23 protein-coding genes are annotated in these 24,812 nt (G+C 41.8%); 10 read left to right on the top strand and 13 right to left on the bottom strand.

Annotated features, from left to right (window positions below; genetic code table 11):
- The first annotated feature begins 52 nt into the window (after positions 1-52).
- Both A3775_RS01055 and A3775_RS01050 read left to right on the top strand, forming a co-directional pair.
- Complete coding sequence (locus A3775_RS01055) at positions 53-490, top strand: NfeD family protein (RefSeq protein WP_066379275.1); 438 nt, start codon at positions 53-55, stop codon at positions 488-490.
- A gap of 54 nt (positions 491-544) precedes the next feature.
- On the top strand, positions 545-1,519 hold the full coding sequence (locus A3775_RS01050; protein WP_066379284.1) for an SPFH domain-containing protein: 975 nt from the start codon (positions 545-547) through the stop codon (positions 1,517-1,519).
- Positions 1,520-1,630: 111 nt separating this feature from the next.
- Here the strand turns inward: A3775_RS01050 and A3775_RS01045 are convergent, their stop codons facing one another.
- On the bottom strand, positions 1,631-2,035 hold the full coding sequence (locus A3775_RS01045; protein ID WP_066379613.1) for a Fur family transcriptional regulator: 405 nt from the start codon (positions 2,033-2,035) through the stop codon (positions 1,631-1,633).
- A gap of 490 nt (positions 2,036-2,525) precedes the next feature.
- Between A3775_RS01045 and purS the strand changes: the two genes are divergently transcribed.
- The 3 genes from purS to A3775_RS01030 all read left to right on the top strand — a co-directional run bounded on the left by purS (position 2,526) and on the right by A3775_RS01030 (position 6,008).
- Positions 2,526-2,804: a phosphoribosylformylglycinamidine synthase subunit PurS gene (purS, locus tag A3775_RS01040; protein ID WP_066423483.1), complete on the top strand. Its 279-nt coding sequence runs from the start codon at positions 2,526-2,528 to the stop codon at positions 2,802-2,804.
- A 99-nt stretch (positions 2,805-2,903) separates the two neighbouring features.
- Positions 2,904-3,578, top strand: a complete 675-nt coding sequence (gene purQ, locus A3775_RS01035; RefSeq protein WP_066379290.1) for a phosphoribosylformylglycinamidine synthase subunit PurQ — start codon at positions 2,904-2,906, stop codon at positions 3,576-3,578.
- Between the two features lie 504 nt (positions 3,579-4,082).
- Positions 4,083-6,008 (top strand): hypothetical protein, encoded by a 1,926-nt coding sequence (locus A3775_RS01030; RefSeq protein WP_066423482.1) that lies wholly within the window; start codon positions 4,083-4,085, stop codon positions 6,006-6,008.
- Between the two features lie 302 nt (positions 6,009-6,310).
- On the opposite strand, the gene trpE is transcribed toward A3775_RS01030, so the two are convergent.
- The 3 genes from trpE to A3775_RS01015 all read right to left on the bottom strand — a co-directional run bounded on the left by trpE (position 6,311) and on the right by A3775_RS01015 (position 10,702).
- On the bottom strand, positions 6,311-7,825 hold the full coding sequence (trpE, locus tag A3775_RS01025) for an anthranilate synthase component I (protein WP_066379619.1): 1,515 nt from the start codon (positions 7,823-7,825) through the stop codon (positions 6,311-6,313).
- 165 nt (positions 7,826-7,990) lie between these two features.
- Positions 7,991-8,410, bottom strand: coding sequence for a photosystem I reaction center subunit II PsaD (locus tag A3775_RS01020; RefSeq protein ID WP_066379295.1), 420 nt, complete (start codon positions 8,408-8,410; stop codon positions 7,991-7,993).
- Positions 8,411-8,680: 270 nt separating this feature from the next.
- Positions 8,681-10,702 carry a DICT sensory domain-containing protein gene (locus tag A3775_RS01015; RefSeq protein ID WP_066379298.1) on the bottom strand — a complete coding sequence of 674 codons (2,022 nt, stop codon included), beginning with the start codon at positions 10,700-10,702 and terminating at the stop codon, positions 8,681-8,683.
- A 788-nt stretch (positions 10,703-11,490) separates the two neighbouring features.
- Between A3775_RS01015 and A3775_RS01010 the strand changes: the two genes are divergently transcribed.
- Positions 11,491-13,785, top strand: coding sequence for an amylo-alpha-1,6-glucosidase (locus A3775_RS01010; RefSeq protein ID WP_066379300.1), 2,295 nt, complete (start codon positions 11,491-11,493; stop codon positions 13,783-13,785).
- Positions 13,786-14,002: 217 nt separating this feature from the next.
- On the opposite strand, the gene A3775_RS01005 is transcribed toward A3775_RS01010, so the two are convergent.
- Positions 14,003-14,320, bottom strand: coding sequence for a DUF2973 domain-containing protein (locus tag A3775_RS01005; protein ID WP_066379303.1), 318 nt, complete (start codon positions 14,318-14,320; stop codon positions 14,003-14,005).
- 240 nt (positions 14,321-14,560) lie between these two features.
- Positions 14,561-14,878 carry a DUF2605 domain-containing protein gene (locus A3775_RS01000; protein WP_066379305.1) on the bottom strand — a complete coding sequence of 106 codons (318 nt, stop codon included), beginning with the start codon at positions 14,876-14,878 and terminating at the stop codon, positions 14,561-14,563.
- A 437-nt stretch (positions 14,879-15,315) separates the two neighbouring features.
- On the opposite strand from A3775_RS01000, the gene thrS reads away from it, so the two are divergent.
- The 3 genes from thrS (at position 15,316) to A3775_RS00985 (ending at position 18,600) form a co-directional block, all read left to right on the top strand.
- A complete protein-coding gene (thrS, locus tag A3775_RS00995) occupies positions 15,316-17,163 on the top strand; it encodes a threonine--tRNA ligase (RefSeq protein ID WP_066423480.1) in 1,848 nt (615 codons plus the stop codon).
- A gap of 141 nt (positions 17,164-17,304) precedes the next feature.
- Positions 17,305-18,291, top strand: coding sequence for a thermonuclease family protein (locus tag A3775_RS00990; protein ID WP_066423478.1), 987 nt, complete (start codon positions 17,305-17,307; stop codon positions 18,289-18,291).
- Between the two features lie 81 nt (positions 18,292-18,372).
- Positions 18,373-18,600: a hypothetical protein gene (locus A3775_RS00985; RefSeq protein ID WP_066423476.1), complete on the top strand. Its 228-nt coding sequence runs from the start codon at positions 18,373-18,375 to the stop codon at positions 18,598-18,600.
- A 159-nt stretch (positions 18,601-18,759) separates the two neighbouring features.
- Here the strand turns inward: A3775_RS00985 and A3775_RS00980 are convergent, their stop codons facing one another.
- From A3775_RS00980 to A3775_RS25175, 3 genes are read right to left on the bottom strand one after another with little or no spacing between them, the layout of a single operon-like run.
- Complete coding sequence (locus A3775_RS00980; RefSeq protein WP_066423474.1) at positions 18,760-19,137, bottom strand: type II toxin-antitoxin system VapC family toxin; 378 nt, start codon at positions 19,135-19,137, stop codon at positions 18,760-18,762.
- The gene (locus A3775_RS00975; RefSeq protein ID WP_339373747.1) at positions 19,127-19,366 is read right to left on the bottom strand and encodes a hypothetical protein; all 240 of its coding nucleotides are present in this window, start codon (positions 19,364-19,366) and stop codon (positions 19,127-19,129) included. Before A3775_RS00975 ends, A3775_RS00980 begins: the two co-directional genes overlap by 11 nt.
- A gap of 12 nt (positions 19,367-19,378) precedes the next feature.
- Positions 19,379-19,513: a hypothetical protein gene (locus A3775_RS25175; RefSeq protein ID WP_255363849.1), complete on the bottom strand. Its 135-nt coding sequence runs from the start codon at positions 19,511-19,513 to the stop codon at positions 19,379-19,381.
- Between A3775_RS25175 and A3775_RS00970 the strand changes: the two genes are divergently transcribed.
- The gene (locus A3775_RS00970) at positions 19,503-20,687 is read left to right on the top strand and encodes an AAA family ATPase (RefSeq protein ID WP_066423472.1); all 1,185 of its coding nucleotides are present in this window, start codon (positions 19,503-19,505) and stop codon (positions 20,685-20,687) included. The two genes, A3775_RS25175 and A3775_RS00970, sit on opposite strands and share 11 nt — an antisense overlap.
- Here A3775_RS00970 and A3775_RS00965 read toward each other — a convergent pair.
- The 4 genes from A3775_RS00965 to A3775_RS00950 are packed head-to-tail and all read right to left on the bottom strand — an operon-like array spanning position 20,677 to position 24,809.
- Positions 20,677-21,030 carry a hypothetical protein gene (locus A3775_RS00965; protein ID WP_066423470.1) on the bottom strand — a complete coding sequence of 118 codons (354 nt, stop codon included), beginning with the start codon at positions 21,028-21,030 and terminating at the stop codon, positions 20,677-20,679. The two genes, A3775_RS00970 and A3775_RS00965, sit on opposite strands and share 11 nt — an antisense overlap.
- 4 nt (positions 21,031-21,034) lie before the next feature.
- Positions 21,035-22,780 carry a VWA domain-containing protein gene (locus A3775_RS00960; RefSeq protein ID WP_066423468.1) on the bottom strand — a complete coding sequence of 582 codons (1,746 nt, stop codon included), beginning with the start codon at positions 22,778-22,780 and terminating at the stop codon, positions 21,035-21,037.
- A gap of 55 nt (positions 22,781-22,835) precedes the next feature.
- Positions 22,836-23,477, bottom strand: a complete 642-nt coding sequence (locus A3775_RS00955; protein ID WP_066423466.1) for a hypothetical protein — start codon at positions 23,475-23,477, stop codon at positions 22,836-22,838.
- Between the two features lie 27 nt (positions 23,478-23,504).
- A complete protein-coding gene (locus tag A3775_RS00950; protein ID WP_066423522.1) occupies positions 23,505-24,809 on the bottom strand; it encodes a dicarboxylate/amino acid:cation symporter in 1,305 nt (434 codons plus the stop codon).
- Positions 24,810-24,812: the final 3 nt, after the last annotated feature.

Raw genomic sequence — 24,812 nt, 5'->3', positions numbered from 1 at the left:
TCTCAGATATTTATAAATGTACGTTGCATGATGTAGTGTCTAGGTTGAAGCTATGCCGAGTTCTACTTTAATCTGGCTCGTGGCAGGTTCAGCACTGTGTTTAACAGAACTATTTTTACCGTCGGCTTTTATCGCCTTCATGATGGGTATTAGTGCCTTAATTGTGGCACTGCTATCTCAATTCGGTGTGACGAGTTTATGGTTGCAAGTTATAGCTTGGCTATTGCTTTCTACCTTGTTGGTTTTATTTTCTCGGCGGTTTTTGCAACCGCGACGACGCAAGTCAAAAATTCAAGATGCAATTATAGCCGAGACTTTAACGGAAATTCCAGCAGGTAAAACAGGGCGCATTCTCTACGAAGGCAATTCTTGGCGGGCGTTATGCGACGACGAACAACTCAGCATTCCAGCGCATCAAAGGGTTTATGTAGTTAGAAGGGAAGGTACTACATTGATTGTGATGCCAGAAAATTTGTTGCATAGTCTTTAGTTGTTAGTCATTAGTCATTAGTCATTAGTTCAAAAAACTCAGGAGCAGCGATAAATGTTAGAAAACTTTTTTTTACTTGTATTTTTGGCACTGGGGGGTTCTGCCGTTGCTGGTTCTGTTAAAGTCGTCAATCAGGGTAATGCAGCGTTAGTAGAAAGATTAGGTAGTTATAACAAAAAACTTGAGCCTGGGCTGAACTTTGTTATTCCTTTTTTAGATAAAATTGTCTATCAAGAAACTATTCGAGAGAAAGTTTTAGATATTCCACCCCAAAAATGTATCACCCGTGACAACGTAGGTATTGAAGTGGATGCAGTGGTGTATTGGCGGATTGTGGATATGGAAAAAGCCTGGTATAAGGTAGAAAATCTCCAGTCGGCAATGGTGAATTTGGTGTTAACTCAAATTCGCTCGGAAATGGGACAATTGGAATTAGACGAAACTTTTACCGCCCGCGCCCAAATTAATGAGATTTTGTTAAGAGATTTGGATATTGCTACTGATCCTTGGGGTGTGAAGGTGACGCGGGTAGAACTGCGAGATATTATACCTTCTCAGGCGGTGCGAGAGTCGATGGAGTTGCAAATGTCAGCCGAACGCCGCAGACGGGCAGCAATTTTAAATTCTGAAGGTGAGCGAGAAGCGGCTGTTAATAGTGCCAGAGGTAAAGCGGAAGCCCAAATTTTAGATGCAGAAGCTCGGCAAAAGTCTGTAATTTTACAGGCAGAGGCGGAACAAAAAGCCATCGTCATGAAAGCGCAAGCGGAACGTCAACAACAAGTTCTCAAAGCTCAGGCGATCGCAGAATCCGCAGAAATTATATCCCAAAAAATCAACTCCAATTCTACCGCCCGTCCAGCATTAGAAGTGTTGTTAGCTTTAGGCTATCTAGATATGGGTTCTACTATCGGTAAGAGCGATAGTAGCAAGGTGATGTTTATCGACCCGCGTACTATCCCTGCTACCTTGGAAGGTATACGCTCTATTGTTTCAGATACGCAAACGAATGTTGTCGGCAATGGGCGTTAGTCATTAGTCATTAGTCATTAGTCATTAGTCATTAGTCATTAGTCATTAGTCATTAGTCATTAGTCATTGGTGAAGTATTTTTACTTTGAGTGGTGGACTTTTGACTTTTGACTATGAACTAATATCACTTGCATGATTCATTTGACATTTACCACACAAGCCGAAAAACTCTAGGGTGTGGTAAAAAATTTTAAATTTGTGGGTGGCTTGTAGTTGCGCTTCTAAATCATGCACAGGGCATTGATGAATGGGAATTGACGCACCACATTGCAAGCAAGTAAGATGATGTTTGTCTTGGTGTACTAGACTATACAACGCTTCCCCGTTAGACAAAGTACGTACTTGTACCAAACCTTCGAGCTTTAAGGCTTCCAAGGAGCGATAAACCGTAGCTAAACCCATACTTTGATTACGATTACGTAGTTCCACGTAAATATCCTGGGCGGAAATACCTTGTTTGACGGTTTGCAGCAGGTTTAAAATTCGCTCTTGGCTGCGGGTGCGGATGGCTCTCATAGACATTTTGATAATTTGCCACTGTAGTTGGAACTGTGATACTGGCTAACTCAATCAATCAACACTAACTGTTCCATAATCTTATTTTTACTTAGTTGGGGCAGAAAGTTATCGAAAAAAAGGTCTAAAACCCCGTCATTCTACGACTGCTTTTTGGTAAAATATTATTTAGGTCGCTGACCGTGAGAACGATGTTCGCGAAGCGTCTCGTTCGCGTAGCGTCCCGCAGGGAAGAGAGGAAACAGGGAAAACGTCCTACTCCGTACTGTAAGGACAGAAAAAATCAAATAGGGCGGGGCGCGTCCAAATTAACGCTTGTGGGAGTAGCTCGTCAAGAGGCTTGCCCCTAAAGGGTGTAGTCGAGCTAGACATGATCGTGTAAGACCAAGATTAGCATTGCTAGTGGAGGCAGTGATCAGCCCAAGAATCACCGAACTTTTAGGGCGGTGAGTCGTCAAAGTATAGCGATCGCAGTATTCAAAAAAAGCCCGTGCAAAGCAAGTATTTAGCCAAAATTTTTGTAACTCTTCGTCCTTCAGTCTTAGATCCGGCTGGTGTGGCTGTACAATCTGGTCTAAAGCAAATGGGATACGGCAACGTAGAAAATGTGCGGATTGGTAAGTACATTGAATTAACGATTACCTCATCTGATGAGAGTAAAGCGCGTCAAGACATGGAACGCATCTGCGATCAAATGTTAGCTAATCCTGTGATCGAAAATTACCGTTTTGATTTGATTGAAGTCGAAACCCAAACGGGAGTGTTTTAAGGGCAAGTAGGGGGAGATGAGAGGCAAAGGAGCAGAGGAAGCGAAGGGGAAAAATCCCATCCCTTCCAATCCCCATTGACTATTGACTATGGACTAATCATGAAATTTGGTGTAGTAGTTTTTCCAGGTTCTAATTGCGATCGCGATGTGGCTTATGTCACCAGAGACATACTAGGGCAACCCACGCGCATGGTTTGGCATCAAGACACGGATATCGATGACTTAGATGCGATTATTGTACCAGGGGGATTTAGTTACGGCGATTATTTACGCTGTGGTGCGATCGCGCGGTTTTCGCCGGTGATGCAGCAGGTAGTTAGCCATGCACAGAAGGGTAAGTTAGTCTTGGGTATTTGTAACGGTTTCCAGGTGTTAACTGAAGCCGGACTTTTGCCGGGGATATTGACAAGAAATCGGGATTTGCATTTTATCTGCGATCGCGTACCTTTAAAAGTTGAGAATACAAGTAGTCCTTGGACTCAAGCTTACACCACTGGTGAAATTATCACCTTACCCATTGCCCACGGTGAAGGAAGATTTTACGCTGATCAAGCAACTTTATCTGAAATTGAAGAGCATGGGCAAGTGGTGTTGCGTTATGCTGGAGACAATCCCAACGGTTCATTAAACAACATTGCTGGGATTTGCAATCGTCAAGGTAATGTTGTAGGTATGATGCCACACCCAGAAAGAGCAGCTGATTCTATGCTTGGCGGTAGTGATGGCTTGACTTTATTCAAAGGTTTATTAGAACAGGTGGCGGCGTTGGTGTAATCTTCACCTTCCCATCCCAGTTAAACAACATCAAGGCACAGTCAGACTGTGCCTTTATGACGTTATCTTTCAGGTGACTGTTGACATACTCCCCACCCTAGAAGGGCGGAGATTCTAGGTTCAACCAGCGATTGCAGGCTTTGCCCGTCTTATATCGCCTCGCCCAACAGACAATGCCCTGCCTGCTTCTGCTATTCTATCAGAAAGCCGTCCTAGAAGGACGGGGAACCTCAAACCCATTTCTTCGGTAACATCAAAATTTAATTAAATTTATTTGAATTTTAGTAAACTTAATTAATTCCGTCTGAATAGTTACTAATTTTAGTGAATAAATAATTTGAATTGGCTCAGATTCAAACAGCATAACATCTGGTGGAGTTGTATATTATCTGTCAAATTTTGTACAGTATTTATCATGCACTATGGCATCCACACTGACTTGATAAATTGCTAAGTAGATCAAGCATATAAACAATTATTTTATCCAAGCAGGTGGATTAACAAATGTCAACCACTGATGCAAGTAAAGAGTTTATACAATGGATACAAACATTTGATTATCGGTGTTTACATAACAAAGAGGATGTAGAAAAAAATTTTGTTATCCCGTTATTTCGTTATTTATCTTATCCAGATAAATGTTGTGTTAGTAAATATAACTTAAATAGTGACAATCAGCCAAATCAAGAGAAAAAGCTAGAAGATGTCAAAATTTATTTTGCTCATGATGATGTAGCTCAACAAAATGCTGAAACATCTTTGATTATTGTTGTATTTTTAGAACCGAAAGCCAATAACTTTCAATCAGCTATAGAACAAGCGATATTTCATAGCACTTATCTTAAACCCTTATTATTTGTAATTACTAACGGGCATCAAATCAAAATTTTTAAGTATTTTAAATATCATAAAGAAGAATGTATATATGATAAAAATGTTTATTCATTGAAACTTAATTCAACAGCTTTAGAATTTTATAATGAATTTAACTTTTATACTATTAAAACTATTGATAAAGATACAGTTAATCTTTTGAGATATTCACAGTATAATCTGATTGAAAAACATTTACGACGGTATGATTTACAAGAGATTGTAGATAGAACTGATTTTAAACCGGAAATTGTGCGAGAAGGCGATCGCTTAATTGTAGCAAAACCAAAAGTAGTTATCGAGTGTAATCTTCCCAAAGCTTTTAAAGAAGGGAATTGTCAAATTCAATTCAGTGGTGTAATTCTCAGAGGCTTAAAAATTCAATTAAATCATCAGGATATTTTAGGACAATTAATCACAGGTTTAAACACTCGTCCTGAGTGGGGATGTCGGAGATTTATCAAACAAATAGATAGTAACGCGTTTGAAATTTCTTTAGGACAAACCACAGTCATTTTATCTGATGTCGAAACACTAGATTTATGCTTGTGTCTTGATGTGGTGTGTCAAGAATACAAACAATCAATTATCGAATGTGAGAATAGTTTAGAAACCTGGGATTTTGAATTTGTAGAATTTTTAGGAATTCGGGGATTTCATCTGTTTTCTGTAGATGCCAAACTCTGGCGATTAATGCACAATTTTGCTAATGAATTTAATTATATACAAGGTAAAACAGAATGGCATTTATTTCAACAAGAAGAAATGTCTATTCGTGTGAGTCGAGGAATTCGTGATCATGCGTTTATTTTACCTTGTCCAGTTAATTATTTATCTTTATTACCCAACGGCATCATTAATATTGTTTATGAAATCAATGAAATTCACCTACAATCACTAGAAACAGGTGAAATTAATTCATGGAAGCAAGATATAGGAAGACGGGGAACTTGGACAGCTAAATATACAAAAGAGTGGTTATTAAACAGTTTTATTCCCAAAGTAATTGATTACTACTCCCAAAAATATCAACTATCAGCAGCAGAATTAAAGAAGAATATAGCAGATTATGATAATGACCGCACACCCATTGCAGAAATTCATGATATTAGAGAACTAATACCTTATTTGCAAGATATACAAACATGGTTACAGAATTATGTTGAGAATATTCCTAGTTTTTTGCTGAGAGAATATTACCAAGCAATCACAAACTTAGTGCGAAATACTGACTCAGCGATAGCAGGTATAGATTATATTATCCGCAACTTGTCGTTAATGGAGGTAGGTAACACAAAAGATAGAATGAATAGTAATTTTTATAAATGGAATTTTAAAGACGCTTTGTCTTATTTAGATGCTCAAGTCGGTAGGATAAATAATTATCAGTATGAGGAAAGTTTCAAAGCAGATTTAATGACTAGGATTTTTATCTGGATTATTGAACATGGTAGAATTAGATTTTCACAATCTCAGTTAAATGCTGCCAAACAGGCTTTATTACCATTGTGGGAACAGAGTCGGTTTGAGATGCGTTATGTAAATGCACATCGTTAGTTTTTTGTATGAATTAAGGGATTTAGGTAGGGTTGGAATTAGAAAAATCGCTTTGTATAGTTGTCGGACTATTTTTATCATGCAGAGGCGCACAGACGCAGAGAGTTTAAAGAGTTTGTCATGAGAATAGATAAATTTAATTGCCTGTTACAGAAATATTTGCATGGCTAAAACCCACCAAACTCCGCAACATCCCTACTTCATAACACCAAACAAACCACCCTCAAAAAACCTCAGCGTTCCTTTGCGTTTACCTCCGCGCTCCTCTGCGTTAAAAAAAGAAACCCGCTAACACAGCACATTTACTGTAAACAACGAATCGCCACAAGCAAACCTCTAGCCTTATTTAAAGTTTCCTCATATTCCTTCTCAGGCTCAGAATCAGCCACCAAACCCGCGCCAGCTTGCACAGTCACCGTATTATCTTTAACAACCATAGTACGAATAGCGATCGCACTATTTAATTGACCTTCAAAATCATAATATCCATATACCCCAGAATACACACCCCGACGACTCGGTTCCAACTCATTAATAATCTCCATCGCCCGAATTTTCGGCGCACCGCTAACCGTACCCGCCGGAAAACAAGCCTTTAATAAATCCCAAGCAGTTTTCTTTAGAGCTAATTTCCCTACCACATTGCTGACAATGTGCATCACATGAGAATAGCGTTCAACTACCATTAATTCATCAACTTTAACGCTACCACTTTCACAAACACGCCCTAAATCATTCCGCCCTAAATCTACTAACATCACGTGTTCAGCAATTTCCTTGGGATCTGCTAATAAATCTGCGGCTAAGGCTAAATCTTCCTTGGTAGTTTTACCCCGTGGACGTGTTCCCGCAATTGGACGAACTGTAGCTATTATCTCATCATCTGCATCCCGTTCTGCTTTGACCATGACTTCGGGACTAGAGCCGATAATTTGCCAATCTTGGAAGTGAAAATACGCCATGTAAGGCGAAGGATTAATTTGACGCAGGGAACGATACAGCGAGAATGGATCACCTGTGTATTGTGTAGACAGTCGCTGGGAAATCACGACTTGAAAAATATCCCCAGCTTTGATGTATTCTTTAGCTTTTTCGACGTTAGCGCAAAATTCGGAACGGGTGAAGTTGCTGCTATATTGTGGTGCTTCCCCAATATTGTTACTACTTGGGGGTGTCCATGCCAAGATAGTTTTTTCTGGTGATAGGGGCAAAGATAGTTTACTCACCATTTGGGTGACGCGATCGCAAGCTTGTTGATATGCTGCCTTGATATCGACTGTTGGATCACGTAAATCAGCATAGGCGATCGCCCAAATTTTCCGCTTTACTTGGTCAAAAATCAATAAGTGGTCTACCTGCATCCACAAACCATCAGGAATGTTGCGCTCATCTTGTGGATGTACAGGGACACGCGGCTCAATCCAGCGAATCAACTCATAACCCCAAAATCCGAATAATCCCCCGATGCCTGGGGGTAATTGGGGTAATTTCACCGGCTCAAAAGGAGCAAGACAGTAAGCTAAAGCTGTAAACGGATCTCCTGTAAATTTAACTTGTGAACCGTCGCGGTGTGTCTGGGTGGTAGAGTCACCCCTAGCTTCTAAAATCCAAAGCGGATCACAACCCACCAAACTGTAACGCCCAATTTTTTCCCCACCTTCCACCGATTCCAGCAAAAAGCTATAAGGTTGTCCGGCACAAACTTTGTACCAAGCAGAAACAGGCGTATCTAGGTCTGCGACCCATTCCTGATACACTGGCACAAAATTACCTTGTGTAGCTAGTTGAGAGAATTCGGAAAAATCGGGGAATATCATCGGCAAATTGGGAATTGGAGATTGGGGATTGGGGGTTGGGGACTGGGTACTGGGGATTGGGTAATGGGCATGGGAAATTGGGCATATAGGATAATATTCTCCTGTGCGCCTCAAGTCCCTCTGCTGCTTCCTAGTCCCCAGTCTCCAGTCCCTAGTCCCTAGTTACTACGCATCGTAGGTAGCTTTACCAGAGAATTTCAGTTGTGCAGGGTTGGGATTTTCCCCAATGCTGCGGGGAACGTGACGGACTTTTTCACGGCCAGCATTGACTTTTTCTGGGAATACGCCATCAGCAGGGTGAATAAAGGTAGTTTCGCCACTGGGCAGAATCCGGTAAATTTTATAGTCTGTGATTTTGAATTTCCGGAGTTGACCGCCTAGAGCAATACCATATTCTTTCCGAGCCAAGTATAGGAGGTTTTGGCCTTCCAGCATAGTAGCTGCACCGCCGGTGGGCAGTTCAAAAACTTGCTGCTTGGGGCTAGTCCAGGTGATCGCGTATTTTTCCTCTACTTGTGCTTTGGAGAGCAAGCCGCCTGTGCTGCCCGCAAATAGTGGAGTTTGTCCAGAAAGTGTTTCTGCCATAGGGTATTCTCTCAACTTTTTGTTTTTAGGGCATCCTAACACCGTCATCAACATGATATTGCGATCGCGTCACAGTCTGTAACAGTTGTTCGTCAATTTTGATTTTTGAATAGGGATTGGGGACAAATCAATTCAAAATACCCTACGGGAAGGCAAGCCTACAAAATTCAAAATTCAAAATTCCAGAGTTTTTTGGGAAAAATCTCCCCTGCTCCCCTGCTTCCCCTGCTTCCCCTGCTTCCCCTGCTTCCCCTGCTTCCCCTGCTTCCCCTACTCTCTACTCCCCCGTTTCTTAACCTTAGAGCGACTGTCCTCTTGGCTACCCTGAACAATGGGAACGGTGAAATGAAACTGACTACCTTGATCTTTACCGCTTGATTCTGCCCAAATTTTCCCGCCCCAACCGTTGACGATTTGGCGGCAAATCGCCAAACCTAGCCCTGTACCGCCAGCAGTTCGCCGCAAAGCCCCCTCTTCTTGGTAGAAACGGTCAAAGACGACTTCTAGACGATTAGGTTCAATCCCGCGCCCGGTATCAGCTACTGTCACTTCTACCATGCGATCGCCATTGTGATTGGCATTGATGGTAATTAACCCTTGGTTGGGGGTAAATTTACAAGCATTATCTATCAGTTTTGCTAATACTTCTACTAACCAATCACCATCAGCTTTAATCAAAGGTAAATTTTCGGCGATTTCTGCGATAATATGCGGTGGTTTTTCAGTTGTGGTACGGGTTTTCAGGCGACTGAGTGCTAAATCTACACATTCTTGTAAAGTCAAAGTTTCTGGATGCCATTCTACGCGACCACTTTCTAGGTTAGAAAGAGTCAAGAAATCCTGTACGAGTTTTCGCATCCGTTCCGAGTCATCTAGAGCCGTATGCAGCATTACCTGACGTAATTCTAAGGGCATATCTGGCTCAGTGGCGAGACTTTCTAGACACACTTGAATTGTTGATAAAGGTGTGCGAAGTTCATGTCCGGTGATAGCGATCAGGTTGCTGCGGGTGCGGTCTAGGGCTTCTAGTTGCTGGTTGAGGACTTCTAAGTTAGCATAGGCTTCAGCTTGGATTAAAGCGGCTCCAATTTGGGTAGTGATCGCTTCTACTAAATCCAATTCTCCTTGTTGCCATTGATGCGGCGGTACAGTGCAGTAGTGTAACTCGACAATCCCTAACAGTCGCCCCTGAAATAATACTGGTTCGATCAACCAAGAACGCACGCCAAATTTTTTCACAATCAAGGACAGTGTTGGGGAACTGGTGACGCGAAAATCATTTACCGTATCACTGACACAAACACCTTCACCTTGTTCTACCACTTCTTGAAATAGGCTATTGTTCTTTAACTCCCAGGTTTCCCCGTAAATGGACACTACCCCAGGCATCAAAAACTCATGCTCAATCGTAGCTTGGGCATCCGAGGCTTGAGCGCGGTAAATTAAGCAACGACTCGCCCCCAGGTGTTGCCCTAGTTCTTGCGCCGCGATTTGTAATACTTGATGCGGGTCAAGCGATCGCCGAATTGCGGTACTAATAGAGTTGACTAAACGTTCCTTTCGTGCTTGGGCAGCGATAGAACGGTAAGCTTTATGTAATTTATACTGACTAGCTTGTAGGTAAGTAACTAAACGTTGGACAAAGGGGTCTGTATCAATATCACAAGCATATTCAGCAATAATACTTGTAGATTTGTTACTGTTACGATCACCAATACCAAATCGCTGACACACGCGCTCAACTTTGCTTGCTAACTCTGGTCTGTAAACCAAAATCCTGTCTAAGAGCAATTGGGCTGCTTTGATACTGACTCCCCGTTCTGATGTCCAAATTCCCTCAAATCGCCTCCCCGTGTCCATCTCTAAATGAGGAAACCAGTCAGGCACTTGCTGATTCTTAGTGATTGAACCCAGACTTTCCCGACACACTAAGCAAGTAGCATAATTATCAGCAATTACTACCAAATGCCACTCTTGGCTTAAAGCATCTTCCGGTTCAAACGCCACCTTTTCATAGTATCCTGAGCTATTGCTAAAATCAGTTTCTGGCGCAGCTAATACGTATATTTGGTTACTGCGTTGAGATAAACGCTGATAACGGTGAGCTTCTTGGCGATAGAATCTCTCTCGTTGAAAACTAGCAATTACTAAGGGCTGATCTAAAGTCGCAGCCAAAACCTGATCTTCCATTGCGTGGGATAGGGCTGTTAATGAAGCCTTAAAGTATAGCTGGGGTCGCAGGTAAGGTAGGGACTGTAGCAGATCACTCAGCACAGAAGTTGAAATGCTCATGAATATCTTTAAATAAGCCCAATCTGAAATATATCCACGTCACATCTGCATTTTACAAATTACAACGTTCTCTCAAGTTAAATAGAAAGTTGCGAAATGTAAATAATTTTAAACAACACTGTCGGCAATGTATTTGTGGTTTACGCTTAAACGTGTCCTATGTCTAGGCACGTTATAGCCACTTTAGTGTTCACCGCAGTTTTTCTTAATCCATTTGCTGGCATCGTGATATTGAAAAAAATAAGCTCCTAAGCCCACTATACATTCTCAAACACTCTGCTTATCAAGCAATTGATTGGGAAGTTTTGCCAATTGGAAATCAATTTAAAATACCCTGCGGGTAGGCTTACGCCTACAAAATTCCCAATTCGCCCATAGCTTGCGGCTAGGCTTACCCCGCCATAGGGAAGGCTTGCACCTACAAAATTAAAGAATTTTGGGGAAAAATCTCCCCTACTCCCCCTACTCCCTCATCTCAAAAATCTAGGTTCTGCCTAAATTTGGATATTGTTGTATCTTGGGTAAGTGTTAGCACTTATCAATGCTGTTTTGGCTTTTCTTGGGATAAAACGACTGAAAGCACGACTTTTTCAAGCTTGACTTCTGATTTAAACAAGATAAATTTATAAACTTATGATGTGGGTTTTATGTCTGGTTTTCTGCCAGCACTAAGTGAGTATTTATCGATCTGTAATAGCTCTTGTGAATTTGTCCTAGCATAGTTTGGCTGTTGACGCTGAATCTGATCGCAAAAGTTTAGACTTGACCTGTACACGGAATTTTGGCTAATGACACCGGATACACTGACAACCCCGGAAAAAGTTTTATTGGATGGAAAAACCTTTATCCCTGCTGATCAATTACCTATCCCAGAGTGGCCTTGTGTGGTGAGTGAAAGACCTCAGCCAACGCTGACGGTGAAGGATGATGATCTATTTTTGGTGACAGACACAATGGGGAACATTTCTGGTTGTTCCCTCCATGATGGCGGTAATCCCAGCATGGGTTTATTTTGCTGTGATACGCGGTTTCTGAGTCGTCTGGAATTGCAAATCGACGGGCGATCGCCTGTCCTCCTCAGCAGCACGGCGGAAAAAGGCTTTTCTCTGTCAGTGTTGTGTACTAACCCCAGAATCGATGAACGCATGACGGCTGATACTGTGGGGATTCGCCGGGAAATAGTACTCAATGGCGCATTATTTGAAGAAATCGAGGTAGCCAATTACAGTACAACCACCGTCAGTTTTGAACTCAGTATCAGCTTTGATGCCGATTTTGCCGATTTATTTGAAGTCCGGGGTTATGACCGCGAAAAACGGGGTAAGCTTTTACGCCAAGTAGAACCCATCTCTGAAAATGTCACCACTTTTCATCCTGATGGTGTTTCTCCGGCATCAACTCACCCTTCAGCCCCGAAAAATGAGTTTTTAACCCTCGCCTATCAAGGTTTAGATGGTTTGGTGATGGAATCCCGCATCCAGTTTCAGTATCGTCAACCAGACTATTTCAAGGGTTACACGGCGGTTTGGCGGCTAGAGTTACCTTCTCACGCTACCCAAAAGTTGGGCTATCGAGTGAATTTGTTGACTAACAACAGTTCTAGTTCCAATGTCAGTGCAGCTGTGACTTTAGGACAGGCTAAAGCAGCTGAGATGATGGAAGAACAACACTGGGTAGAACAAATTACTAGCATTCGCTCAGATAAAAGCCTGTTTAATCGTGTCCTTGAACGCGCTGAACAGGATATGTATTTACTGCGTCAGTCTATTGGCAAGTATAAAACTGTATCGGCGGGTGTACCTTGGTTTTCTACACTGTTTGGGCGAGATTCCCTGATTACAGCTTCTCAAACCCTGATGCTTAATCCCCAAATTGCCAAAGAAACCTTGATGTTATTGGCAGAATATCAAGGTAAGGTTGAGGATGACTGGCGGGAAGAAGAACCAGGGAAGATTTTACACGAGTTGCGCTTGGGTGAAATGGCTCGCTGTCAAGAAATCCCTCATACACCCTACTACGGCACTGTCGATGCTACTCCCCTGTGGCTGATGTTGTATGCTGAATACTACGCTTGGACTCATGATCAGGAAACTCTAGAGCAACTTTGGCCGAATGCACTGGCGGCTATGGACTGGATTGATCGGAATCTGGAAGCTACTGGTTATCTCACCTACTATTGCAAATCTCAACGGGGACTAGCTAACCAAGGTTGGAAAGATTCTGGCGACTGTATTGTAGACCGGAAGGGAGAACTAGCCAACGGCCCCATAGCTTTAAGTGAAGTCCAAGCTTATGTTTATGCGGCAAAGACGCGCTTGGCGGATATAGCTAAAATTAAGAAACGCCTTGACTTAGCTGAACGCTGGCAAGAAGAAGCTAAAAAACTCAAGGTGCGTTTTAACCGAGATTTTTGGCTAGAAGAGCAAGATTTCTGCGCTTTGGCTTTGGATGGTGACGGTAAGCAGGTTGATAGTATTACGTCTAACCCCGGTCATTGTCTGCATTTGGGGATTTTTACGCCAGAAAAAGCCTACAGTGTGGCGGAAAGGTTACGCGCCCCGGATATGTTTAATGGTTGGGGTATTCGGACTTTGAGTAGTTTGTCACCAGCTTACAACCCAATGGGTTATCACATTGGTTCGGTTTGGCCTCATGATAATGCTTTGATTGCAATGGGATTGCGATCGCTGGGTTTAATTGATCAAGCTTTGGAATTGTTCCAAGGTTTATTCGACATGACGAGTCAGCAATCTTACCAACGTCCCCCAGAATTATTTTGCGGTTATGAGCGGAATGGCGATCGCTCTCCTGTACAGTATCCTGTAGCTTGTACTCCCCAAGCTTGGGCAACTGGTAGCATTTTCCAGCTACTCCAAATGATTGCTAATTTAGTCCCTGATGCGCCTAATAACTGCTTGCGAATCATCGACCCTGTTTTACCAGAGTCCATCAGTCGTCTATCATTGCACAATTTGCAAGTCGGTACTACTGTCTTAGATTTGGAATTTGAGCGTTCTGGTGGTACTACAGCCTGTCGTGTAGCCAAAAAACGCGGCAATCTCCGCGTAGTGATTGAAGCTTAACCAGAGAATAGCTCATGCAGTCAAGCGCAATGGGGATATTCACAGATTAGTCCCCATTGTTAGCTTGCGCCCATCATCTTCGGTAAGGAGAATATCAGCTGCAAAAAATCCCGAACAAGTTACTCACAAGTTCGGGATGTAATTCATTTCTAGCTTCACCATCACAAAACAGAAAAAGCTGTGTATATTAATTCTTATGCTACGAATTGTAAAATATTTATGCTTCTTCTGAATTTTCTCTTTTGTGTCCTGGAGAAGATTCATACAGAGCATCTAACTGTTGACGCGCATCTTCAACGTTGATGGAACGCATTACCAACAAAGGCTCTTTGATGATGTTACCTGCGCTATCCAATAATTCTGGATGTGGTGTTAACTGTCTTTTCGCTAAAATTCCCTGATTCCCGATTTGCGCGTTTCTAGCTGGATAATTTCGCTCGCGCTCAAAACTAAACATAATTAAGTTGCGAATTAGGTTAGCAACAGCTATAACCGCAAGAATTGTAAAAGCTAGAATGTAGAGTAGGTGTAACATCGGATTTTCCTCCAGGGATAGCAAATTTCAAACCTGATGAATGTAAAGATTTGTTTAGCCAATGTTGTTACCATTGGCGAGGATAAATAGAAAACACACTTGTTGTGTGACTTTATCTATGATGGGAATTTTGTCAACAACTATTCAGATAATTGTAACATAATATACATTATTAGTTAATAAAAATATTGTTAAGGATTTGCTTTGAGTGCTGTGACTGGCATATCGTCATGCTGACTCTTAGCTAGCCTGTTGAGAGCGAAAGTGAGCCGCTACCTTCCAACATTCTGTGACTAATTGATGCCAGGGGGTTAATGTTGCCATATCAATCCCAACTTGTCCGTCAGTGGCATGAAATAACATCTTGGCTGTAGTCAGTTCTTCCTGGGCTTGCTGAATCCGCAAAAGCAAGTCTAATTGCTCTTGCTCGTTCATAAATGAAAGTTGTTCTGTTTCCAGAAAATTACGCGATCGCGTAAACCAATATTGAAAATCGTCTAACAACGGTTCTAGAACCGCTTTGAGTAGATTAGCGTCCGGTATATTTGAGTCTCGCATAAATTAGAAAGAATCTTTTAACTTCTTTAATAATATTAACGTCTTTTACATTTCTTAATACTATTATAATCTCCCTCCCAAGAAAGATTTCTTTCAAATCCGCCATACATACTACAAGCGTGTAGCATATATTGTGTATAACAGTCCTCATATCCATTGCCCAACTCAGAGGTATATCTGCATACAGAGCCTAATATATAGATGTAGTTGCCAGTAGAGCCAAATACTGATAATAGCTAATGTCTGCATCTACAATGAGTATAAAAACCTCAGTTTATTACGCAGATGCTCAGGTAATAATTGCTAGCAATCTCATGAAATGAGAGTAAACTTTACTCAAGGTGAAACCGCACGCAGCAAGGCAATAACCGCGTGTTATATTTGGGTAGGTTTTCCAGAACATTTATTGATAAATTACTTTTGCAATCACTTCGCCAATGGTTCAGCAGCCAATGTCTTCCAATCAAGACTCCAACAATCAGCCAGCACAACCTGAAAAAATGTATTTACCGCGTACCAGCGAATCAGACACCTTAAAGAAGATTCGCCACACCACTTCCCATGTGATGGCAATGGCAGTACAAAAGCTGTTCCCCAAGGCGCAAGTAACAATCGGCCCCTGGATAGAAAATGGATTTTATTATGATTTTGACAGTCCAGAGCCATTTACTGACAAAGACCTCAAAGCCATCCAAAAAGAGATGGCTAAGATTATCAATCGCAAGTTGCCAGTAGTTCGGGAAGAAGTCAGCCGTGAAGAAGCACAACGGCGCATTCAGGCAATCAATGAACCTTATAAATTAGAAATCCTGGCAGATATTCAAGAAGAACCGATCACAATTTACCACCTAGGGAATGAGTGGTGGGACTTGTGCGCCGGGCCTCATCTGGAAAACACCAAAGATTTAAACCCCAAAGCCATTGAATTAGAAACCGTGGCGGGTGCTTATTGGCGGGGAGATGAAACCAAATCCCAGCTACAGCGCATTTATGGTACTGCTTGGGAAACCCCCGAACAACTAGCTGAGTACAAGCGGCGTAAAGAAGAAGCACTACGACGCGATCACCGGAAACTGGGGAAAGAATTAGGTTTATTTATTTTCTCAGACCAAGTGGGGCCGGGTTTACCTTTGTGGACACCCAAAGGGACTTTATTACGCACTATTTTAGAAGATTTTCTCAAGCAAGAACAGCTAAAACGCGGTTATTTGCCTGTAGTCACCCCCCACATTGCCAGAGTAGATTTATTTAAGACTTCGGGACACTGGCAGAAATACAAAGAAGATATGTTTCCCCTGATGGCGGAAGATGAAGCCGCAGCAGCTTTAGAGCAAGGTTTTGTCCTCAAGCCAATGAACTGTCCTTTCCACATCCAAATATATAAGAGCGAGTTACGTTCTTATCGGGAATTACCGATGCGTTTGGCTGAGTTTGGCACGGTTTACCGCTACGAACAGTCAGGAGAATTAGGTGGTTTAACGCGGGTACGCGGTTTTACTGTAGATGATTCCCACTTGTTTGTGACTCCAGAACAGTTAGACGATGAATTCCTCAATGTAGTGGATTTGATTTTGTCGGTGTTCAAGAGTCTGCAACTGAAGAACTTTAAAGCTAGACTTAGTTTCCGTGACCCAGCTAGTGATAAATATATCGGTTCTGATGAAGTTTGGAACCAAGCCGAAGGTGCAATTCGCCGGGCGGTGCAAGAGTTGGGAATGGAATACTTTGAAGGTATTGGGGAAGCGGCGTTTTATGGGCCGAAATTAGACTTTATTTTCAGCGACGCTTTAGAGAGAGAATGGCAGTTGGGAACTGTACAAGTAGATTACAACTTACCAGAACGCTTTGATTTAGAATACGTTGCTGAAGATGGTTCTCGCAAACGTCCGGTAATGATTCACCGTGCGCCTTTCGGTTCGCTGGAAAGGCTGATTGGTATCTTGATTGAAGAGTATGCGGGTGATTTCCCCTTATGGTTAGCCCCGGTGCAAGTGAGGTTGTTACCTGTGGGTGAAGCACAGCTAGATTTTACTAAAGATGTAGCGGCGAAAATGCGGGCTGTGGGTGTTCGTGCGGAAGTTGACACCAGTGGCGATCGCTTGGGTAAACTCATCCGTAATGCTGAGAAGGAAAAAATACCCGTGATGGCGGTGGTAGGAGCGAAAGAGGTTGAAACCAATAGCTTAAGCATCCGTACCCGTGCTTCTGGAGAGTTAGGAGCGATACCTGTCGATGAAGTAGTGCAGAAAATGAAGGATGCGATCGCAAATTTCGAGAACTTCTAACACAACCAGAAGCTTTTAGATTAAATATCCCGCTATCAAAATAGAAATGGTAGCGGGTATTTTTTATAAAATCTCCCTTTTTTAACACAGATGAAAGGTATGCTACAACAAAATTATATTTTTCTGTAGCCAAGCACACTAATGGTTGAACCAATTGCCAAAAATACTGAGTTCCTATTGCTAGTAAAACAGCATATCTCAGTTATTCATGTCAATTCCTACCAAGACATAGAACAAGGTAAAGTTATAAAAGTTATCGATGGAGATGGCTTGCTAGTCTCTATGGAAGAAGAGACGTTAAATATTCGTCTTGCTTATGTTGATTCTCCTGAACATCATCAAGAATATGGATTAGAGTCCAAACAATGGTTAGAAAAGCAGTTATCAAATACTTCTTCTGTAATAAGTATCAGATTTATTGATTTTGACGAAAAACATGAACGAAATATTGCTGACGTTTTTATAAATGGTTATTCATTAAGTTGGTTGATGGTAGCAACAGGTAATGCTTGGGCTTATTATGATTTTTTAACTAATGAAGTAGAACAATGTTATATAGAGGCTCAATACTTTGCTAGAAAATATAGATTAGGTTTATGGACTAATAACTTGTTTCCTACTCCACCTTGGATATATAGAGCAGAGCAAAAAGGAAAACAAACATCTCTTCGAGTAGAACCAGCTAGAATACTAATGGCTGTAGCCGAAGCTATGATAGACGGTTCTGATGAGGAAAAATCAAAAATTATAGCAGAAGCTAAACTTCAGATAGAGTTTAACCGTAATTACTATCCAATGCGATATTTTCATCAAGTCTGTTTGGATCATATAAAATATGCAGCTATAGTGTGTAATAGTATTAATTGGGACATTCAACATGGCTATAACGGTTTAGAAGGAGACGAAGTTAACATCCCATTCTTCCAACTCGCTTTAAAAGCATCCCAAGGTGATGAAGAAGCAGCTTATGAGTACGAATCCTGGAAGAGAGCTTTGTACAAGGCAGTTGGAAAGGTACATCTGCCAGAAGATTATGAAAAACGACTAACTCAAGAATGGGTTGAGTGTCTTACTTTTAGGGTAGAAAACTGGGTCAATCAATTTTCCACATCTGACGCACCCTACTAATGTGCCAGTTGCGTACATCCTGAAATTAAAGCTGCAACTACACCTGTGAAAGCAGTATAGGATAGTGGAAAGGAGGTAAAAATGAATATTTCCATCATCGATGAGGTAGTTGAGCAGCTAAGAGCCATGCCACAGCATTTACAATGGCAAGTGCTGGAATTTGCTCGGACATTGGTGAAAGTTGAAGTTCGGGGTACTCCAGGTCAGGAATTGCTACGTTTTGCAGGTTCTAGTCCTCCTGATGACCTCCAGTTTATGCGTGAGGTAATTGAGCAAGATTGTGAACAAGTAGATGTCAATGAGTGGTAGGTACTTATTAGATACAAATATCATCATTGCTATCTTTGCGGATGAAGTAGAAGTCAAAAACTGTTCAACCTTTACCTGATTATCTTGCTGAACCTTTTGAAAACCAATGGGGATATCAGACTGGATACAAGGTAAATTGGAAACATAGAGAAGTCATAGCTACCAGCTAATAACCGTTAATGTAGATACTTTTGTAAATTCTCTATCTGCCGTTACTAGGGTTGCATTTGTCAGAAGTGCCATTGCGGCGATGATTGCGTCGGGTAGTTTCAGCCGATATTGCTGACGAAGTTGGATAGTTTGCTCAATTAACACCGTATCGCCAGCCATTAAACTAACGACTTCAACCCGTTGAAGAAATTCCTGAAAAACTTGGATATCTCCCTGACTCAACCCTGGAAACGCTAGAAATTCAAGTTGGCTGATAATCGAAATCCCTATCCAATCAGCATTTTGGAACAGTTGCAGCAGTTGTGAATTACCTTGTAATAGGGCGACGATCGCATTTGTATCCAATAAGTAGCGATTACCACTCATCTCGTAGTGACCTTTGTATTCCTAGTGCATCTCCTTGCCAGACCAATTTCCCAGCCAGATCGGAAAAATCATAATCTGCTTTATGTGTAGTTTCTGAAATCAGTGGGTTCATCACAACTACAACATTCACCTGGCCAGGTGGTAACTGTGTTGCGATGTCAAGATGCAGATACCCCGACGCATCAACAGTGGTGGTGAGTTTAAGAACTTCCATTGTTACCCTAGCCATTGAACTTTAGTCTTATTGTAATGCGATCGCCCAACGTGAGTCTTTGATCATCGCGCAAATAGCTTGCATAACTTCACTACCATACTGATATAAAATTAAATTTGATGAATTTGCTACACCTTCTGACTCATATTCAATGCCTACCATCAAATCCTCCTCGACTGGATTGCAAATCATCAAACAAACTCGTAAAGAAAAAGGTTGGGCGATTGATAACCCATATTGGTTAGAACAAGCCAGTCAAATTCTCGAACCTGAGCTTAACTGGAAAGATGCGGTAGTCTTTGCAGAGGGGGTATCTTTACCGACATGGAAACGCTTCCTCAAAGGTGATGCCATTAATGCGTCAGTATTTAAAGCATTTTGTCAGGTTTTGGGTTTAAATTGGCAAGATGTAGTAGAACGCCCCATACCTATTACAACCCCAATTCCTAACATTCCTTTATTTTTTGGACGGGGTTACGAATTAGATACACTCAGTCAAGCCATTGAGCAAGGAAAACGCCTAATTGCAATTACAGGAATTGGGGGGATTGGGAAAACGGCTTTAGCTGTAAAATTAGCAGAAAATGGACTATCCCATTTTCAACAAACTCTGTGGTTTTCCTTTCACCACAACCCACCAGCAACAGATACACTACCGACTTTAACACCGCACAGCCTCATAATTTTTGATGGTTGGGATGGAATTTTAGGGGGGGAGCGTGGAGGACAATATCGTGCAGGATATGAAGTATATGCAGACTTTCTCCGCACCGTTGTAGAAACGCCTCATAATAGTTGTGTGATAATCACTAGCCGAGAACAACCAGAGGGGTTAAATCTTTTAACTGCTGCGGGTGCGGTGATTTTCCCCCTCGGTGGACTCATGGAAGGTGCAATTGAACTTTTGCAACATCATCAACTTACCTTTGATGCTCAACAGTGGATAGCTTTAGTCAATCAATATGGTGGTAATCCCTTGTTTCTCAATATGGCTGCGGATTTCATCAAGGAAATATTTGCTGGGGATGTGGGCGAGTTTTTAGCCTCTGGAACATTAGTTGTGGGTGAATTTGAACCCCTCGTTTCCCAATGGCTCAACCACATTTCCCCTTGGGAAAAAATGATCATGAAATTTTTGGCTACCAACGTAGAAGGATTTACTCGTCAAGAGATACTCTTACACCTAGCAAGTCATACTTCCAAGGGGGAGATTATCAAAGCACTCTTATCTTTAAAACGAAGGGCGTTGATAGAAACGATGAAAGACGTTGATGTAGAACGCTTTTATTTACAGCCAGTAATTCTCAAATGTGTACAGCGTTTATTTAATTGTTAACAGAACGACAACTCAACAATTGCGCTTTTGGATAAGTTTTTTGTAGCTGAGATTGTCGTTTTAAATTTGCTCGTCCGTAAGTGGATAACTGACTGATGACTGATGGTTGTGGTGGTGGTGAAAATTTTTCTTGGCTCAAATCATCAAATAAAATGACTGTGTGCAACTGGGAATTTTGATATTTTTCTGCATAAGTTTGTGCTAGTTTCTGCCATTGTTCGGGAGGACAATAACTTTTATCAATGAGTAAAATTAAAGGTGGAGAAATGTGAGAAATTGCCACTCCCGCGACTAGAAATAATCCCCAACCCGATGCTAAAATGGTGAAGCAATAACGATTCATATATTTACAAGTTGGTTTGAAACAATTCGGTAAATAATGTTTGCAGCTTTTGCGGATCACTGGATTTGACGGTTGTTTCTCGCAAGTTAGCAATCTGTTGCAATTCTGTTTGGTTGACTTCGCCGTAAGCAATGGGATAGAAACGCACGCCACTATACTTGAGAACGTCCGTGATTTCACTTAACTGTAATCCTGTATTCACTTCGCCATCACTCAGCAGTAGCAGATAATATCGCCCATGAGGATCGAGTTTCTGGCGTTCCATTAGTTCTGACAAACCGACAATCATCCCGTCGTACATCGCGGTATTCCCATCAGCGATAAGGGAATCAGTCGCCGCTAACAGACGTTTGTGTTGTTGTTCATCAAAGGGTGCAAGGGGAAGGATTTGTTGAGGGCGATCGCTAAATGCAACCAATCCGACATAGTTACCAGGATTAATTGACTGTGCGGCAATTCTGAGACTCTTTTTCACAGCTTGTAAGCGATCGCCTGCCATTGAACCACTTGTATCAATTACCATCATCAAGTTAACAGTACGTCCCCCGTCTTTACGCTGTTTCCAATAAGACTGCGCCGCTTGCAAAACTTTACCATCTGGAATTGGAGGTATAATATTACTCCTGAAGCGTTCACCAGCATTAAAACCTTGTGCGGTTGCTAGCTGCTGCATTGCTGGCGACAGCGCAAACTCACTAAATCGCTGTAAAGCTTCATTTTGTGCGGAAGTATTCCAATTAAAGCCCACCAAAGGACTATCATGAGGTACTCCAAAGGGGACAAACACCACATCTTCAAATCCTGGCAGTTTTTTGAGGGCTTGAAAACTTTGATACTCTAGGGGAAACGCTTGTAATTTTTGGTTGTTGCGGATAAAAATCTCTTTCAGATCAAGTGTTGTTAAAGTTGTAATTAAAACTTGGTTTTGAAATGTATCAAAAACAGAATTTACCTGTGGTGATTGTAATTCTGAGGCTGTGAGAGGTTTACCGTCTTGATGATGTCCCGCACTCCGCCAAAATAAGGTATATAACAAATTTAAAGATGTAGCACTACTGTAAGGATTTGGATAGCCAATTGTCAGCTTATCCGATAGAATCGCATCTAGTAGTTTCTCAAAAGTGACATCAGCATTTTTTGCCAGTTGTTGATAAGTTCCACCATCAACCACAAAACCAGCAAAGTCAGATACTAATCGCGGGGTAATAGTTGAAGTTGTGATTCCTTGCTGTGTCAACAGTTGTAATGATAGCTGATTAGCAGGTGTAAACCCAGCCGGACGAGCATTTTTAGCAGCTAAAATTCTTGTTGCAGTACCAGAGGGAATATTGCGAATTCCTACTTGTATGACTTGTCCAGAACTGGTAGTAATTTTTTTGGCATTAAATGCTTCAGCAACATCTACCAACCAACGCTCATCTTGCTTTTGTCCGTTGGATTTTTCCGCCGAACCAAAAATTTCAATGTAAGTAATATTATTATCAGTTGATGGCTTGGCACCATAGAGGGGAAATTCTGCGATATTGGGTAAAGGTTCTGCTAATTTTTTAATGCTGTAACCTTGGGCGACTGCATCGGAAATTGTGGCTTTGTCGATGGTGATTTTGGGTAATAAAGATTCTTGTAAGACGCGATAAGCACTTTCAAAGGAATCTACTGTGGGCGTGATACAAGACCCTAGTAATGTGACAATTAAGCCGCATAAAAACCATATACCAAAGTGTATTCGGAGTTCTCTGAAAAGTTTCATGGCTGTTTTTGGATGATTGAATATTGGCTCACGCAAAGGCGCAAAGATGAGAAGTTTAATTAAGGGCGGTTTTATTGGCTGTAATTAGTAGTTGCAACGTTTTGGGGAGATTGATATCAGGAGGAGTTTGGTTGAGTTTGGAGAGTAAGATTTGATCCTGTAATTGTTGCAATTGGTTGTGTGTTTGTTGGAGGCGATCGCAACTGGCTTGTAATTGTTGTTTGGCTAAGGGACGATAGGTGGAAGATTGGACTTGATTAACTGCGGTTACGGCGGAAACTACTTGCTGTGTTAACGCGAGTACCGTATACAATGCTTCTAATAATTCGGGGATTAAGGTAGGTTCTCGTTGAGCAATTTCAGTTGCAAATTGTTGGCTTGCTTCTGCCCATTGATATGCTTGTCGCCAAGTTGTTTGAGAAGTTTTATCTATTTGGCGTTGGAGTTGGTTTAAATGCGCGAGAAATGTCTCTCTTTCTAATAGGTTGTGTTTTGATTTAGGTGAAACTTGGTTGACAGTGTAAAACCAAAAGACTATCATCACCAATGCGATCGCACCACCAACACCAATCACTAACCGAGTCGTTCCCAATACCAACACAAACCCAACATATCCGATAATTGCCCCAGCTATCAGCCAGTAAGTTTGCTTATAGCGCATCACATTCAATAAATATCGGGAAAGAAACCGATTCATCTTTATAACCCCTCAATCTAAAAACTCTCATTCTCTCTGAGTTTCTGCGTGAGAAAAATCCTCAGCAATATTCCCCACCTCAAAGTGCTGTTTCTTACCATCCAGCAGACAACTAATTGTCATATCTCCCATGACATTGATAGCAGTGCGACAGCGATCAAGAAACCAATCCACCGTAATCAATAAAGCAATATACTGAGTTGGCAATCCCACCGACGTAAACACCAAAGTCATCGTCACCAGCCCAGCTTCAGGAATGCCAGCCGCCCCTACAGAAGCTACGATAGAGGTTAAGACTACCATCAATTGCTGGGGTAAACTCAAATGCAGTCCTAACAACTGCCCAACAAATAACGCAGACATAGCTTCATATAATGCAGTCCCGTCATTATTGAAATTGCTACCTACTAAAGCCCCCAGTGATGCGGAAGATTCCCGTAAACCAACTTTCTCTATCAAAGCTTGGAAGGTGACAGGCATACTTGCAGTAGATGATGCGGTAGAAAAAGCTGTTAACAGTGCGTCACTACTACCACGAATAAATCTCTGTGGACTTACCCAAGAACCATATTTGACTCTGGCTGTATAGTAAATCGCTTGCAATAATAGCCCAAGTAGCACCGCAAACACAAAAGCAGCTAATGAGATGAATGGTTTAAAGCCTTGTAACGCAATGGTTTTGGCGACAATACCAAATACGGCGATAGGTACTAAAGCAATTACCCATTTCAACACTGCCATTACAGCCTCAAATGATAGGGTAATCAGTTGTTCAATCGGGCGATAATCTTCTTTCTGTTGGGCGATTTGCTCGGTTTTGATGGCACGTAAAACCACGCCAAAAGCCAAGGCAATAAACACTAACTGAATCACATTATTATCAACTAAAGGCTGTAAGATGGAAGGTGGAATCATATCTTGCAGCAAACCCCAAGGGTCAAGGGTTTTTTCAGTAAGTGCTGCACCTTGGGCTGCAATTTGCCACCAACGCCCAGGTTGTAATACATTGGCAACTAATAGCCCGATGACAATCGCCATGAGGGTATTTGTCAGCAGCAACAGAGCGAGTTTTCGTCCTGAACGCCCTGGAATATTGACTGTGAGAAATCCGTGCAGAATTGCCAGTAAAATCAAGGGTGTGGCTAAGGCACGTAAGGCTTTGAGGATTAAATTACAGGGAATAATTAGATGATTAATTAATTCGGTCAAATTGGGGCTGGGGTTGCCCGCACCTAATAGAATTCCCAAAACTGTCGCTAAAATGAGAGCGATCGCAATCTGCAACGATAAGGGAAAAGTCTTCCAGAAAACAAAACCTGGGGATTGGCTCATAAT

It is taken from the genome of Anabaena sp. 4-3 (assembly GCF_001597745.1).
Classification (GTDB): domain Bacteria; phylum Cyanobacteriota; class Cyanobacteriia; order Cyanobacteriales; family Nostocaceae; genus Trichormus.
The sequence above is the reverse complement of the archived record's forward strand: the minus strand, read 5'-3'. Positions and strand labels throughout refer to the sequence as shown.

Bases quoted from the DNA above. Each gene is read 5' to 3' on its own strand.
- A3775_RS01055 (WP_066379275.1), top strand. From the start codon at position 53: ATGCCGAGTTCTACTTTAATCTGGCTCGTGGCAGGTTCAGCACTGTGT.
- A3775_RS01050 (WP_066379284.1), top strand. From the start codon at position 545: ATGTTAGAAAACTTTTTTTTACTTGTATTTTTGGCACTGGGGGGTTCT.
- A3775_RS01045 (WP_066379613.1), bottom strand. From the start codon at position 2,035: ATGAGAGCCATCCGCACCCGCAGCCAAGAGCGAATTTTAAACCTGCTG.
- purQ (WP_066379290.1), top strand. From the start codon at position 2,904: ATGAAATTTGGTGTAGTAGTTTTTCCAGGTTCTAATTGCGATCGCGAT.
- A3775_RS01030 (WP_066423482.1), top strand. From the start codon at position 4,083: ATGTCAACCACTGATGCAAGTAAAGAGTTTATACAATGGATACAAACA.
- trpE (WP_066379619.1), bottom strand. From the start codon at position 7,825: ATGATATTCCCCGATTTTTCCGAATTCTCTCAACTAGCTACACAAGGT.
- A3775_RS01020 (WP_066379295.1), bottom strand. From the start codon at position 8,410: ATGGCAGAAACACTTTCTGGACAAACTCCACTATTTGCGGGCAGCACA.
- A3775_RS01015 (WP_066379298.1), bottom strand. From the start codon at position 10,702: ATGAGCATTTCAACTTCTGTGCTGAGTGATCTGCTACAGTCCCTACCT.
- A3775_RS01010 (WP_066379300.1), top strand. From the start codon at position 11,491: ATGACACCGGATACACTGACAACCCCGGAAAAAGTTTTATTGGATGGA.
- A3775_RS01005 (WP_066379303.1), bottom strand. From the start codon at position 14,320: ATGTTACACCTACTCTACATTCTAGCTTTTACAATTCTTGCGGTTATA.
- A3775_RS01000 (WP_066379305.1), bottom strand. From the start codon at position 14,878: ATGCGAGACTCAAATATACCGGACGCTAATCTACTCAAAGCGGTTCTA.
- thrS (WP_066423480.1), top strand. From the start codon at position 15,316: ATGGTTCAGCAGCCAATGTCTTCCAATCAAGACTCCAACAATCAGCCA.
- A3775_RS00990 (WP_066423478.1), top strand. From the start codon at position 17,305: ATGGTTGAACCAATTGCCAAAAATACTGAGTTCCTATTGCTAGTAAAA.
- A3775_RS00985 (WP_066423476.1), top strand. From the start codon at position 18,373: ATGAATATTTCCATCATCGATGAGGTAGTTGAGCAGCTAAGAGCCATG.
- A3775_RS00980 (WP_066423474.1), bottom strand. From the start codon at position 19,137: ATGAGTGGTAATCGCTACTTATTGGATACAAATGCGATCGTCGCCCTA.
- A3775_RS00975 (WP_339373747.1), bottom strand. From the start codon at position 19,366: ATGGCTAGGGTAACAATGGAAGTTCTTAAACTCACCACCACTGTTGAT.
- A3775_RS00970 (WP_066423472.1), top strand. From the start codon at position 19,503: ATGCCTACCATCAAATCCTCCTCGACTGGATTGCAAATCATCAAACAA.
- A3775_RS25175 (WP_255363849.1), bottom strand. From the start codon at position 19,513: ATGGTAGGCATTGAATATGAGTCAGAAGGTGTAGCAAATTCATCAAAT.
- A3775_RS00965 (WP_066423470.1), bottom strand. From the start codon at position 21,030: ATGAATCGTTATTGCTTCACCATTTTAGCATCGGGTTGGGGATTATTT.
- A3775_RS00960 (WP_066423468.1), bottom strand. From the start codon at position 22,780: ATGAAACTTTTCAGAGAACTCCGAATACACTTTGGTATATGGTTTTTA.
- A3775_RS00955 (WP_066423466.1), bottom strand. From the start codon at position 23,477: ATGAATCGGTTTCTTTCCCGATATTTATTGAATGTGATGCGCTATAAG.
- A3775_RS00950 (WP_066423522.1), bottom strand. From the start codon at position 24,809: ATGAGCCAATCCCCAGGTTTTGTTTTCTGGAAGACTTTTCCCTTATCG.